This is a genomic window from Pseudomonas sp. S3(2024) (assembly GCF_036861315.1).
GTDB classification, from domain to species: domain Bacteria; phylum Pseudomonadota; class Gammaproteobacteria; order Pseudomonadales; family Pseudomonadaceae; genus Aquipseudomonas; species Aquipseudomonas putida_A.
In genome coordinates, this window is the sequence record NZ_JAZAQQ010000010.1 from 132,546 (window position 1) to 146,652 (window position 14,107).

A 14,107-nucleotide genomic window follows, 5' to 3' on the forward strand; every position below is an offset into this window, starting at 1 on the left:
GTACTTGGATCAAAACAGCGCCCGGCACTTAACGCCGAACGCCCTCAGTAATTAGCCTTGGGCGACCAAGGCGTCGACAGGTTCAATAGTATCGTGTCGCACCACTGCACCGAACTGCTGGACCATCTGCTGGATGAACGGATCCCCGTGGATCGATTCCTCCGCCTCGCGCTGACGGTTGGCCCGGCGACGGGACGCGGCCTGCGCCGGGGTTTCCTGCTCGGGCTTGATCAACTCGATGGTCAGGGTCAGCGTGCGACCGTGGAACTGGTTCAACGCATCGTTCAGGCGCCGCTGTTGCGTGGCGTTGAACAGCGCGCTGTGCGCCGGGTCCAGGTGCATCAGCCAGTGGTCGCCATCGACCGCGATCAGCGTGCAGTTGGCGGCGATGCTGCCGGTCATGCCGGAGATCGGCAATTGCGGGAACAGCTCCAGCCATTGCAACGCCAGACCGGTGGCCGGCGCGGCGGCTGGCTCCGGCTCGGGTTCCGGGGCCGGCTCGGCGGTGTGTTCGCTGGCCAGATCGTCGAGGTAGCTGTAGGCCGAATCCATGTCCGGCTCGATGTAGTCTTCGTCCAGCGGCGGCTCATCGTCGAGGTCCATGCCTGGAGTGGCGGCATCGACGTCGGCGACCGACGGCTCGGGAATCGGCGCAGCGGCCCACTCCGGTGCATCCGGCACCACGCTGTCCGGGGTCGGCAGCGGCATCGGCGGCAACTCGGGCTGCTCGCTGGCGGTTTCCAGTACCGGCTCGACGGCTGGTTGCTGCACCGGCTCAGGTTCTGGCTCGGGTTCGACCGGGTCGTTCCACGGCAGGTCGACCAGCGCTTCGGCGACGACCGGTTCAGGTTCTGCTTCTGGCGCGGGTGCCGGCGCAGCCACCACCACAGGCGCTGGAGCTGACGCTGGCGCAACCACCGGTGCAGGCGCAACAGCCGCAGCGACTACCGGCGCAGGCTTGGGCGCGGCAGCCACTGAGTTTGCGGAATCAACTGTGGCCTGGCTGATCCCCACTGGCTTTAGCGGTTGCCTCGGGGCGTCCGCCGTATCCGCCGGCCGGAAGGCCAGCATCCGCAGCAGGACCATTTCAAAGCCACCACGGGGATCCGGCGCCAGCGGCAAGTCGCGGCGACCGATCAGGCCCATCTGGTAATAGAACTGCACGTCTTCGGCCGGCAGCGCCTGAGCCAATGCCAATACGCGGTCACGGTCGCCATGACCGTTGTCGACACCTTCAGGCAAGGCCTGGGCGATGGCGACACGGTGCAGCACGTTGAGAATTTCCGAGAGCACGCCGTTCCAGTCCGGGCCTTGCTCGGCCAGGTGGCGCACGGCTTCGAGCAACGCCTTGGCGTCACCTTCGATCAGCGCGTGCAGCACGTCGAAGACCTGGCCGTGATCCAGCGTGCCGAGCATCGCCCGCACGTCGGCGGCCAATACCTTGCCTTCACCGAAGGCGATGGCCTGGTCGGTCAGGCTCATGGCGTCACGCATCGAGCCGTCAGCGGCGCGGCCCAGCAACCACAGCGCGTCGTCTTCAAACGGCACGTTTTCGGCGCCGAGCACGTGGGTGAGATGCTCGACCACGCGCTCGGGCGTCATGTTCTTCAGCGAGAACTGCAGGCAACGCGACAAAATCGTTGCCGGAAGTTTCTGCGGATCCGTCGTCGCCAGGATGAACTTGACGTACGGCGGCGGCTCTTCGAGGGTTTTCAGCAGCGCATTGAAGGAATGGCTGGAGAGCATGTGCACTTCGTCGATCAGGTAGACCTTGAAGCGCCCGCGGCTCGGCGCGTACTGCACGTTGTCGAGCAGCTCGCGGGTGTCTTCGACCTTGGTCCGGCTCGCGGCGTCGATCTCGATCAGGTCGACGAAGCGCCCTTCATCGATCTCGCGGCACACCGAACACTCGCCGCAAGGGCTGGAAGTGATACCTGTCTCACAGTTCAGGCATTTGGCAATGATCCGCGCAATGGTGGTCTTACCGACCCCGCGGGTACCGGTGAACAGGTACGCGTGGTGCAGCCGCTGGCTGTCCAAGGCATTGATCAGAGCCTTGAGCACATGGGTCTGGCCGACCATTTCGCGGAACGAGCGCGGACGCCATTTACGTGCAAGAACCTGATAACTCATCGAAAACCGTCGCAACGAAGGAAGCTGAAGCGGCTAATGCTAGCGGAGCAAGGGCAAAATTGCATCCGGTGTGCTCGTCTAATCTGGCTAAGCTGCTGTTGGCGGGGAAATTTCGCTCGTGATCGGGACTCATCGGAGCATGTATGCGTTGGGCCTTGGGAGCCTTGTTGGGGATCAGTCTGAGCGTGAGCGCGGCCGAACCGCCGCTGCGCTTCGTCGTGGCCGACAGCTGGGCGATGCCGATGGTGCAGATCGACCACGGCCGCCCGACCCAGGGCATCCTCCACGACATCATGCTCAGCCTTGCGACGCAGGTCGGCGTGCCGGCCGAATTCCACGTCCTGCCGCGCGCCCGGGTGCAGAACGCCATGGAGCACGGCGAAGTCGACGTGCGCTGCTATGCCGCACAATCGTGGCTGCCGAATCAGTCCGGGGACTATATCTGGAGCCTTCCGCTGCTGTTCCAGCGCGATTTGCTGATCAGCCGCGACGCTCAGCCGCCCCGCGTCGACCCTGCCGACCTGCCCCGCCAATCGATCGGCACCGTGCTCGGCTATACCTATCCGACCCTGCAACCGCTGTTCGACGCCGATCGCCTGCAACGCGAGGACGCGCGTAATCAGGAACAAGTGCTGGAAAAACTCCTGGCCGGCCGCTACCGCTATGCGGTGAGCAATCAATGGACACTGGACTGGTTCAATCAGCGCCTGCTGCCCGGGCAGCAACTGCACGGCGTCGCGGTGCTGCAGGAGCAGCATGTGGGCTGCTACGTGAGGAATGACCCAAAGGTGCCAGTGCAGCGGATCCTGCGCACGTTGCTGCGGATGAAAATGTCGGGGGAGATTGATGACATCATCCGGTTGTATACCGGGTCCGCTGAAGCCACCCCATAACCCATTGTGGGAACGGGCTTGCTCGTAAAGACGGTGTGTCAGTCACCTGATTCGTTAACTGGCACACCGCCTTCGCGAGCAAGCCCGCTCCCTCAGGGGGACATTTCCGACAGAGAATTATTCAGTAGCCGTGCGACTCACGGAATTTCTGGTAGTCGTGAAATTCGATCCATTCGACCACATCGTACGGCAGGTAAAGCTGCTGCCGGGCGCGGGAGATGGCGATGTACACGGCGCAGATCCGCTGATCGAACGCGTAGGCGTCCTTGAACTGCACGTTGGTCAGCAGCTCGGGCGTCAGCAGAACGCGGTCGAACTCCATGCCGCCCGCCTCGTGCGCCTGCATCAGCAGGCAGCTTTTGCCGGGGCCGCCGATCATCCGGTTGAGCCGGGTCAGATCAGCGACCTTGAAGCCTTTCTCCAGCTCGGCCTCGACCCACAAAAACGCTTCGTCGAACTGGTTGGCATCGCGCACCTGCTGCCACTTGGGCAGATCGCTGAAATAGCGATGCGGGCCCTTCTCGCTGTGCGTGGAACTGTAGTAATCGACCTTGAACAACTCGATGGCGCTGGTCATGAAGTGCTCGAGGTCGCGCTGCGCTGTCATGTCGGCAAAGCTGAACAGGCAATTGGCATCGTGCAGTTGCATGGCCCACTTCATGGTGTCCCAAGGGGACGCCGTCAGCACCACGCAACCTTCCGGCGGGACAAAGCCCTGCGGATAAAACTCGATGCCGACGTCCGCCTCACGCGCACCTTCGAACGGCACCTTGCTCTTTTCCGAGTGCCGGGAAATCAGCGGATTGACCAGACGCTCGACGTTTCGTCCCGAACGCACCGAGTAGGTGATATCGCTCTGACGCACTTCACGCTTTCTTTTCACCAGATCGCGCTCGGCGTGCTGGTACTCATCGCCCAGCGTGATCAGCACCTGTCGGCCACGCTCGATTATCTGCAGCAGCGAAGCGGGAATGTCCTGACTCTCGTCAATCAGCACGTGGGTATAACGCGGCGGCACCACGCAGCCCGCAAGGCTTGCACGCTTGATCAGCAACAAGGCTTCAAAGCCGCTCTGCCGGCCCCACGCCGGATTGGCCTCAAGGTAAGTCCAGACGCGGCTCGAATACTCCAGCAGCACTTTGGACTCAAGACCGGACAAGGACAGTTTGAAATACGGCAGATGATGCGCCGACAGGCTGTAGTCCCGGGAGTGGCAATAGCGCTCGAGGGTTTCCAGGCAGACGTTCAGGGTGCGTTGCGCGTCATGCTCGCGAAAGCCGAGGATGTTCAGCTCCTGCGCCAGACTCTGTTTGCTCGCGACTCGGCCGGCGGCGCTTGCCGGCTGTGGCTTGCGCCCATAAATCAGCCCGCGCGCGAACGCCTCAAAGGTGATGCCGGGCTTGCGTTCACTGGCAACACCCATGCGCTGGCACAGGGTCGCGAGTTTTTCCGGGGTGCGTGCCAGCAACAGGGTTTTCCCGGGGTCCAGGCACTCGGTCAAGGCACCGACCAGGTGGCTCTTGCCGATCCCGGCATAGCCTTGCACGTGCAGGTCTTCATCGAGGTTGGCGCGGAAGGTTCTGACCAGTTTGTCCTGCGCGGCGCTGAGCCAGCGCTCGCGGTGCGCGGGGCTGATCATCTGCTGGCTGAACGGATTGTTGATCGCGTGGTGGCGCGCCTTGAACTCGTCATCCCACTTGCCATCGGGCAGCAGGTAATCCTGCGCCGACACCTCTTCGGCCAACAGCAAACGCAGGTTCAATCCCCTGATGGCGTTCAGGCCGAAATACAACTGACGCGGGTCGAACAGCCGTTGCGCCTCGGACAGCAGCCCTGCCCCGCCGTCGACCGCCCAGGCGATCAGGCGCGCCAGCACCTTCTCCGCCGCTGCGGCGGTGAGATCCTTTTCGGTGGCCTGAGCCAGATTCTGGATGACCAGCACGGCGGCCAGCTGCGCATCCGTCAGCTCGCCGAGGGTTTTCGCGCCATCGGGCTGCAACAGGCTGGCGCAGGTCTCATCCGTCACGGGCAAGTACACGGCGGTGGATAAATCGTGATGTTCCGGGTGCATACAACCTCGTAGCCAGGGCGCGAACTTGTCAACGACGCGCGCAGCAAGACGGTGGAGTATGCCACTGTTCAACCTTGGTGACTGAACAGGCATCGGGGGGCAGCCTTCGCGAGCAGGCTCGCTCCCACAGGGGCTGGCGTGAAAGCCCAAATCGCGGGCATAAAAAAACCGCAGTGGGCGAAACCCATGCAGTTCTGTTGAAGCGTTCTTCGTTCGTTAAGGTGGTAACCCCACCAGCCACACCCCGGCACACAATGTTCCCGCTGTGGCTGCTGCCTTCCGGCTCTGACCAGGTTCACGGGTAATCGTTGCGGGGGGACCGATGGGGTCACCATAACGACACTCACCTGTCGGCGAGCCGCGCCATTGTACCTATCTGAAGCGAAGTTACAACCGTTGGTTTCAGATTAAAAACATGAAGGGCTTCAAGCACTTGCTATTGCGCCTGCAACACCTCGTCCGCCTTGCCGCCCGCCTGCTGGATCACCAGATGGATGAAGTGCAACTTGGCAATCGCCGCCGCCGGCAGCACGAACGGGTAGAAATCCGGCTGGCCCATACTGCGTGACAGCTCGTTGAGCATGCCCGCCAGTTCGATCCACGCATTGACGAACGACAGGAACGCCGCGCCGCCGGGGTGCTCCGGGTCGTACAGGGTGCTGGACGGGAACGGCTGGTAGTCGAAGTCCATTTCCCGCGCACTCATGCCAAAGCCCAGTGCGGTATCCACCGCATCCATCATGTGCAGGTAATGCGCCCAGGTTTCGGCCCAATCTTCCCATGGGTGCATGGTCGCGTAGGCGCTGACGTAGTGTTGCGCCCAGTCCAGCGGTGCGCCCTGTTGATAATGACGGTCGAGCGCTTCGGCGTAACTGGCGCGCTCGTCGCCGAACAGGTTGCGGAAAGGTTCAAGCCACGGCCCATTGGCGATCAGACGATCCCAATAATAATGCCCGACCTCATGCCGGAAATGCCCGAGCAGCGTGCGATAGGGTTCATGCATTGCCGCCCGCACCTGCTCGCGATGGGCGTCGTCGGCTTCTTTGATATCGAGGGTGATCAGACCGTTGGCGTGGCCGGTCATTGGCGCGTTGCCTTCGAGATCGACGCCGATGAAGTCGAAGGCCAGACCGGTGGCCTCATCCACGGTTTTCGGGATGACCGGCAGGCCGAGGGTGATCAGTTGCGCCACCAGCCGACGCTTGGCGATTTCGACTTTGCGCCAGCGTTCGGGGTTTTCCGGCACTGAGAGGTCGGGGATGGTGCGGTTGAGGCTGCACGCGATGCACAGGCTGTCGTGGCCGTTATCCGGCAGCAGCCAGTTGCACGCGGCGGGAGTGTCGAGGTTGGCGCAGCGACGAAACAGTCCGGCGTCGGGATCGGCATCGAGTGTCCAGCTGCCGTCCTGTGGCCCGGGCTGCAACGAGGTCAGGCGACTTTCTTCAGGCTGATAGCCCAAAAAGGCGCTGCAAGCCAGGCACTGACTGTTGCGAAAGAACAGCGACTGGCCGCAGCGGCACGGCCAGATTTTGCTGTTGCGTGAAGATTCGCCCATGAACGGCGCGACGATGCGAGAACTGAGCTGCTCGAAAAAGCGGTACATGGCGATCTCTCCCTGGGGCTTGCCAAGACTAGATCATCCTGAAGTCAACAATGTTCCCGAATACAACGCAGCTACTGAGTGACACTGCCGATGTGGCGAGGGAGCTTGCTCCCGCTGGGTTGCGAAGCAGCCCCCAAAACCATGCGACCTCATTTACCCTGAAATACCGAGGGTGGTGGTTTTGCGACGACTTCGTCGCCGAGCGGGAGCAAGCTCCCTCGCCACAAAAGCAGACTGCCGAACAAAACTGTATCAGGCAGAAATGCCATGGATTTTGAGGAACGCGATAAACGCCTCTTCATCCATCACCTTCACCCCCAGCTCATTGGCCTTGGTCAGCTTCGAGCCAGCACCCGGCCCTGCGACCACACAATGAGTTTTCGCCGATACCGAGCCGGCGACCTTGGCGCCGAGGCTCTCCAGGTGCTCTTTGGCCACATCGCGGCTCATCAATTCGACCTTGCCGGTCAGCACCCAGGTCTCGCCGGACAGCGGCAGGCCTTCGACGACTTTCTTCTCGCTCAGCCAGTGCATGCCGAAATCCCGCAGCTGTTTCTCGGCGGCCTCGGCGATCTGCCGATGCTCGGGCACAGCAAAAAACTCGCGCACCGAATTGGCCTGCTTCTCCGGTAGCGCCTGACGCATGTCCAGCCAGTCGGCATTCATCACCGCTTCCAGCGAACCGAATTTGTCCGCCAGTTTCTGCGCGCCGCCCGGGCCGACAAAGGGAATGTGCAGCTTGTCGAGCAGACCGCCGAGCGTGGTGCTGGCGGCGAACTCGGCGCCGAGTTCACCCTGATCCTGAATCTGCAGGCCATGCCCCAACAACTCGGTGATCACCTGCTGGTTGTGTGCATCTTCAAAGAAGCTGTGAATCTCGTGAGCCACTTCCAGGCCGATGTCCGGCAGGTAGGTCAGCACTTGCGGCAACGCCTGCTGCACGCGCTCCAGCGAACCCAGCGAGCGCGCCAACACCTTGGCCGTTTCCTCACCGACATCGGGAATGCCCAGCGCATAAATGAACCGCGCCAGTCCCGGTTGCTTGCTGTCTTCAATCGCCGCCAGCAGCTTGTTGCTGGAGACCTCGGCAAAGCCTTCCAGATCGACAATGTCATCGAACTTCAGCGCGTACAGATCGGCCGGCGAGCTGACCAGACCTTCATCGACCAGTTGCTCGACGCTCTTGTCGCCAAGGCCCTCGATGTCCATCGCCCGGCGCGAGACGAAATGAATGATCGCCTGCTTCAGTTGCGCACCGCAGGCCAGACGGCCGACGCAGCGGTACACCGCACCTTCACTGATGGTTTCCTTGCCTTTGCTGCGCTTGACCAGTTGCGTGCGCTCGACATGGGAGCCGCAGACCGGGCAATTCTCTGGAATCGCTACAGGACGGGCATTCTCCGGGCGACGTTCGGTGACCACTTGCACCACCTGCGGGATCACATCACCGGCGCGGCGGATGATCACGGTGTCGCCGATCATCAGGCCCAGGCGCGCCACTTCATCCATGTTGTGCAGGGTCGCGTTGGCGACGGTGACGCCGGCGACCTTGACCGGTTTCAGTCGTGCCACCGGAGTGACGGCGCCGGTACGGCCAACCTGGAATTCCACGTCGAGCAGTTCCGTGAGTTCTTCCATGGCGGGGAATTTGTGCGCGATCGCCCAGCGCGGTTCGCGGGCACGGAAGCCCAGCTCGCGCTGATCGGCGATGCTGTTGACCTTGAACACCACGCCGTCGATTTCGTAGGCCAACGCGTTACGCCGCTCACCGATGTCGCGGTAGTAATCCAGGCACTCGCCGATGCCTTTGGCCAGCTTCAGCTCGTGGCTGATCGGCATGCCCCACTTCTGCAATTGCTTGAGGTTGCCGATGTGAGTATCGGAGATATCGTGGGAGACCTGACCGATGCCGTAGCAGCAGAATTCCAGCGGGCGATTGGCGGTGATCTTCGAATCCAGCTGACGCAGGCTGCCGGCAGCGGCGTTGCGCGGGTTGGCGAAGGTCTTGCCGCCGACTTCCAGTTGCGAGGCGTTGAGGCGCTCGAAACCGGCCTTGGACATGAACACTTCCCCGCGCACTTCGAGGGTCGCCGGCCAGCCTTCGCCATGCAGCTTCAGCGGAATGTTGCGCACGGTGCGCACGTTGACGCTGATGTCTTCACCGGTGGTGCCGTCGCCGCGAGTGGCGCCGCGCACCAGCACGCCGTCCTGATACAGCAGGCTGACCGCCAGGCCATCGAGTTTCGGCTCGCAGCTGTACTCTACCGCCGCGCCGCCACCGAACAGATCACCGGCCGGCAGATCCAGACCTTCGGTTACCCGGCGGTCGAACTCGCGCATGTCGGCTTCTTCGAAGGCGTTGCCGAGGCTGAGCATCGGCACTTCGTGACGCACCTGGGTGAACGCGGTCAGCGCCACACTGCCGACACGCTGGGTCGGCGAGTCGCTGGTGATCAGTTCCGGATTGGCCGCTTCCAGCGCCTTGAGCTCGTGGAACAACCGGTCGTACTCGGCGTCCGGAATGCTCGGTTCGTCGAGGACGTGGTAACGGTAGTTGTGCTGATCGAGTTCAGCGCGCAGCTCTAGAATGCGGTTTTTGGCGGCGGTCATGGGTGTTCTCTCATAAAGCAAAAGAGCAGCCGAGGCTGCTCAATCTCTAAATCACAGTGGCTCAGGGCTATGGACATTGTGGCGAGGGAGCTTGCTCCCGCCGGGCTGCGCAGCAGCCCCAAAATCACGGCGGCTTCGCCACCGAGCGGGAGCAAGCTCCCTCGCCACAACTGCGCTCTGGCCTTAGCGCTTCTGGGTCAGGGCGCGGCGTTCGAATTCGACGATGCGCTGACGGTAGTGCTCGATGGTTTGCGCGGTCAGCACGCTGCGCTGGTCGTCTTTCAGCTCGCCGTTCAGTTCCTGCGACAGCTTGCGTGCTGCCGCCACCATCACGTCGAAGGCCTGCTTCGGATGACGCGGGCCTGGCAGGCCGAGGAAGAAGCTCACCGCCGGGGTGCTGAAATGGTCGATGTCGTCCAGATCGAAGATACCCGGCTTGACCGCGTTGGCCATGGAGAACAGCACTTCACCGTTGCCGGCCATGCTTTCGTGACGGTGGAAAATATCCATCTCGCCAAAACGCAGACCGCTTTCCAGAATATTCTGCAACAGCGCCGGGCCTTTGAAGCCGGCGGCGTCGCGGCAGATCACGCTGATCACCAGGACTTCTTCGGCTTGCGGCTGATCCTTGTCGGCCACCGCTGGCGCAGGCTTGCTGTCGTCGACGAAGTCATCATCACGGCTGCTGAAGCTCGGGCCGCCGTCCAGGTCTAGGTCGAGGTTCAGGTCGCCCTGGGCCGGACCGTTGCTGCCGCGCTTGCCACGTTTCGAACCGGATTCGCGAGGCTCGCGTGCTTCGCGGGCCGGCATGCTCACCGACGGCAGATCGTGTTCGTCCAGTTGCGGCTCTTTATGTGTGTCCAGCACGCGGGCCGGGCCCAACAGCTCAGCACTGGTGTCCTCGTCCGGCAGGTTGGACAGACTTCGGTCAAGACGGAATTTCAGTTTTCCCTTGCCGCCGCGCATACGGCGCCAGCCATCGAAAAGAATACCGGCTATCACAATGATGCCGATGACGATCAGCCACTCGCGCAGACCGATTTCCATGTAATCCCGTGCCTCTATAAAAAATGCTGAAAAATAAGGGGTTTACATTGTGCAAACCGCTTTAAAACGTGGCGCCAACTCTATGTTCTGACAGGCGTTTTGCCCACGTATACGAAAAATTGACATTAAACTAGCACGACCAAAGACAACTTTACACCGTCTGTCACATTGGCTTGCGCGAATATGTCGATTGGCCAGCAAGTCGAAGTCGGTAAAAAAGTCCTACAGACTACTCATACCCTTCCGACACCACGCTGACTCAGGCGTCCACCATCGCCATCGCCTCCTCGACATCCACTGCAACCAGTCGCGAACAACCCGGCTCGTGCATCGTCACGCCCATCAGTTGATCGGCCATTTCCATGGCGATCTTGTTGTGGGTGATATAGATGAACTGCACGGTCTGCGACATCTCTTTAACCAATCGTGCGTAGCGTCCAACGTTAGCGTCATCCAGCGGCGCGTCAACTTCATCGAGCATGCAGAACGGCGCCGGATTCAATTTGAAGATCGCAAAAACCAGTGCCAGTGCGGTCAGGGCTTTTTCCCCGCCAGAGAGCAAATGGATGGTGCTGTTCTTCTTTCCTGGCGGCCGCGCCATGATCGTCACCCCTGTATCGAGTAGATCTTCGCCCGTCAGTTCCAAATACGCGCTGCCACCACCGAAAACTTTCGGGAAAAGCGCCTGTAAACCGCCATTGATCTGATCAAAGGTATCTTTGAAGCGGTTACGGGTTTCCTTGTCGATCTTGCGAATGACGTTTTCCAGGGTCTCCAGTGCTTCGACCAGATCCGCGTCCTGCGCATCCAGATAACGTTTACGCTCGGATTGTTGCGTGTATTCGTCGATGGCCGCGAGGTTGATCGCGCCCAGGCGCTGAATCCGCGCATTGATCCGTTCGAGTTCTTCTTCGGCGGCGCGTTCACTGGCCTCGGGGGTCAATGTCGCGAGCACGCCATTGAGATCGTAGCCGTCTTCGAGCAATTGATCCTGCAACGCCTTGCGCCGCACGGTCAGCGCTTGCCATTCCATGCGCTGTTGTTCGAGCTGGCCACGGATCAGTTGCGATTGCTGCTCGGCCTGGGTCCGGCGCTTTTCCGCCTCGCGCAGTTCGCGGTCGGCGTCTTCCAGCGCAATCTGCGCAGTCTTCAGTTCTTCGTCGACGGTCATGCGTTTGTCGAGCAGCTCTTCGAGTTTCAGGCGCAGCTCTTCCAGCGGTGCCTCGCCCTCCTCCAGATTCAGACTCAACTGCTCACGCTTTTCGGTCAGGCGCTCGGCCTGCATCTCCAGACGTTCCAACGCCTGGCGCGTGGAATCGTGCTGCGCGCGCAACGAACCGAGACGCACCGCCAGTTGATGGGCGTGATCCTTGTGCTGACGGGCTTCCTGGCGCACGCGATCAAGGCGTTCGCGCAGGCTGTCACGCTGGGCCAGCAGCAACTCGCGATGCTCGGTGTCCAGCGCCATGGCATCGAGCGCTTCCTGCAATTGCATGCGCGCTTCGCCGATCTGTTCGTGTTCCAGTTCGCGTTGCTCGCCGAGTTCGATCAGCTCCTCATCGAGTCGGGTGCGGCGCAGCGTCAGCTGTTCAGCCTTGGCTTTACCGGCGGACAACTGGGCTTTCAATTCACCTTGGGAGCGGGCTTCGTCCTGCAGCAAACGGCGCAAGTGTTCGCGGCCGTTTTCCTGCTGCCGCTGTTGCGCCCGCAGGGTTTGCAGACGGGTTTCCATGGCTTCGACCGTGGCTTCACGCTCTTCGCGTTCGGCCTGCAACGTCTCGATTTCCTGGCCACGGGCGAGCATGCCGCTCTCGGCTTCACTGGCGCGACGCACCCGCAGGAAGTGTCGGCCTACCCAGTAACCGTCGCGACTGATCAGGCTCTGCCCGGCACTCAACTGGCCGCGCAGGGCCAACGCCTGTTCAAGGCTGTCGACCGGTTTGACCTGGCTGAGCCACGGCGACAGATCGATCTGCGCCTCGACCTTGTCCAGCAAACTGCCCGCCACTCGCACACCATCACTGGCGGGACTGAGCAGACGCAGATCACCTTGGGTGAACGCGGACAAATCGAAGCCGTTGAAGTCGTCCACCAGCACCGCTTGCAGATCGGCGCCGAGCACGGTTTCCACTGCCAGCTCCCAACCCGCCTCAACCTTCAGGCCTTCGGCCAGACGCGGCCGTTCGGCGAGGTTGTGTTCGTTCAGCCATTCGGCGGTGCCGGTGCCCGGGTCGAGCGCGGCTTGCTGCAAGGCTTCCAGCGACGCCAGTCGCCCGTTGAGGCGCTGCAAATCGCCCTGCGCCTGCTGCTGCGCGGTCAGTGCCTGCTGCAATTCCTGACGCAGTTGTTCCAGTTTTTCGACCTGCGCTTCTTCGCTGGTCTGCAAATCTTCGAGGGTCGCTTCGGATTCGGCGAGTTGCTCGTTGAGCGCCATGATCGCCGCGTCTTCCGGGTCGGCGGAAAGCAGATCGCGCTCCTCGGCCAGACGCTTCTGCCGATCAGCCAGACGCTCCATGCTGGTTTCCAGCTGCTGGATCCGCGACTGCTGCACTTCGGCCTGGCGCCGGGGTTCGGCAGCGGTCAGGTTGAACGTGTCCCACTGCTCCTGCCAGCCGTGCATGACGCTTTCGGAATCTTCCAGCGCAGCGGCGGCTTCTTCGGCGGCGGCGCTGGTGACTTCCTGCTCGGGAATGAGCATGTCCAGCTCTTCGCCAAGGGTCAGCAGCAGCGTGCGGTCGTGGCCCAGGTGCGATTCGGTTTCCAGACGCGCGCGCTCGGCTTCTTTCAGATCGTCCTGCAACTGGCGCAAGCGCTGCTGGCCGTGCTGGATGCTCTGCTCGACCCGGGCGATGTCGCCGCCGACCGAATAGAAGCGGCCCTGCACCAGATTGAAGCGCTCGGACAGTTCATGGTGCCCGTCGCGCAGTCGCTCGATAGCCGCATCGGCATTGCGCTGCTCGGCGACCAGCGCTTCGAAACTGACTTCCTGGGTGCCGATGATCGACTCGCGCTGGCCGACCTGATCGTTCAGATCCTGCCAGCGCAGGGCCGACAGTTGCGCCTTGAGCTGGCGCTCTTCGCTCTTGTATTCCTGATATTTCTTGGCGGACTCGGCCTGACGGTGCAAGCGTTCGAGCTGACGCTCAAGCTCTTCACGCAGGTCGGTCAGACGCGCCAGGTTTTCGTGGGTGCGGCGGATGCGGTTTTCGGTCTCGCGCCGGCGCTCCTTGTACTTGGAAATGCCTGCCGCTTCTTCGATAAAGTTGCGCAGGTCTTCCGGTTTGGCTTCGATCAGCTTGGAGATCATCCCCTGCTCGATGATCGAGTAGCTGCGCGGGCCGAGGCCGGTGCCGAGGAAGATGTCGGTAATGTCGCGACGACGGCACTTGGCGCCGTTGAGGAAATAGCTGTTCTGGCTGTCGCGGGTGACTTTGCGGCGAATGGAGATCTCGGCGTAAGCCGCGTACTCGCCGACCAGGGTGCCGTCGGAGTTGTCGAACACCAGTTCGATGCTCGCCTGGCTCACCGGTTTGCGGCTGGTCGAGCCGTTGAAGATGACGTCGGTCATCGACTCGCCACGCAGGTTCTTCGCCGAACTCTCGCCCATCACCCAGCGTACGGCGTCGATAATGTTCGACTTGCCGCAACCGTTCGGCCCGACGACCGCCGCCATGTTACTGGGGAAGTTCACCGTGGTCGGGTCGACGAAGGACTTAAACCCCGCCAGTTTGATGCACTTCAGCCGCACGC

General features: G+C 61.9%; 7 protein-coding genes and 1 other RNA gene. 1 reads left to right on the top strand and 7 read right to left on the bottom strand.

What is annotated here, in order from left to right; genetic code table 11:
• Positions 1-51: 51 nt before the first annotated feature.
• Positions 52-2,133 (bottom strand): DNA polymerase III subunit gamma/tau, encoded by a 2,082-nt coding sequence (gene dnaX, locus VLA07_RS22825; RefSeq protein ID WP_333991524.1) that lies wholly within the window; start codon positions 2,131-2,133, stop codon positions 52-54.
• A gap of 143 nt (positions 2,134-2,276) precedes the next feature.
• On the opposite strand from dnaX, the gene VLA07_RS22830 reads away from it, so the two are divergent.
• On the top strand, positions 2,277-3,026 hold the full coding sequence (locus VLA07_RS22830; protein WP_333991526.1) for a substrate-binding periplasmic protein: 750 nt from the start codon (positions 2,277-2,279) through the stop codon (positions 3,024-3,026).
• A gap of 121 nt (positions 3,027-3,147) precedes the next feature.
• Here the strand turns inward: VLA07_RS22830 and VLA07_RS22835 are convergent, their stop codons facing one another.
• The 6 genes from VLA07_RS22835 to smc form a co-directional block, all read right to left on the bottom strand.
• Positions 3,148-5,097, bottom strand: a complete 1,950-nt coding sequence (locus tag VLA07_RS22835) for a hypothetical protein (RefSeq protein ID WP_333991528.1) — start codon at positions 5,095-5,097, stop codon at positions 3,148-3,150.
• A gap of 228 nt (positions 5,098-5,325) precedes the next feature.
• Positions 5,326-5,422, bottom strand: an RNA gene (ffs, locus tag VLA07_RS22840) — signal recognition particle sRNA small type.
• Between the two features lie 111 nt (positions 5,423-5,533).
• Positions 5,534-6,700: a zinc-binding metallopeptidase family protein gene (locus VLA07_RS22845; RefSeq protein ID WP_333991529.1), complete on the bottom strand. Its 1,167-nt coding sequence runs from the start codon at positions 6,698-6,700 to the stop codon at positions 5,534-5,536.
• Positions 6,701-6,952: 252 nt separating this feature from the next.
• Complete coding sequence (gene ligA, locus VLA07_RS22850) at positions 6,953-9,310, bottom strand: NAD-dependent DNA ligase LigA (RefSeq protein WP_333991530.1); 2,358 nt, start codon at positions 9,308-9,310, stop codon at positions 6,953-6,955.
• 183 nt (positions 9,311-9,493) lie between these two features.
• Positions 9,494-10,357 carry a cell division protein ZipA gene (zipA, locus tag VLA07_RS22855; protein ID WP_027613270.1) on the bottom strand — a complete coding sequence of 288 codons (864 nt, stop codon included), beginning with the start codon at positions 10,355-10,357 and terminating at the stop codon, positions 9,494-9,496.
• A 259-nt stretch (positions 10,358-10,616) separates the two neighbouring features.
• Complete coding sequence (gene smc / locus VLA07_RS22860) at positions 10,617-14,105, bottom strand: chromosome segregation protein SMC (protein ID WP_333991532.1); 3,489 nt, start codon at positions 14,103-14,105, stop codon at positions 10,617-10,619.
• Positions 14,106-14,107 lie beyond the last annotated feature (2 nt).